Raw genomic sequence first — 249 nt, forward strand, 5'->3', positions numbered from 1 at the left:
TAACGCGGTGAGTAGCGCCATGCGGCGTACTACCGCTAACGCGGTGAGTAGCGCCATGCGGCGTACTACCGCTGTCGCGGTGAGTAGCACCATACGGCGTACTACCGCTAACGCGGTGAGTAGCGCCATGCGGCGTACTACCGCTGTCGCGGTGAGTAACACCATGCGGCGTACTACCGCTATCGCTGTGAGTAGCACCATACGGCGTACTACCGCTAACGCGGTGAGTAGCGCCCTACAATTCTTTAT

The 249-nt window shown here is 59.4% G+C and carries 1 protein-coding gene; it reads right to left on the reverse strand.

Going from position 1 to position 249, the window contains the following annotated elements:
• Nucleotides 1-249, reverse strand: a 249-nt coding sequence (locus tag EOE67_RS20640) for a hypothetical protein (protein ID WP_164852464.1), incomplete at both ends; no start/stop codon positions are given.

This window comes from Rheinheimera riviphila, assembly GCF_004005945.1.
Lineage (GTDB): Bacteria > Pseudomonadota > Gammaproteobacteria > Enterobacterales > Alteromonadaceae > Pararheinheimera > Pararheinheimera riviphila.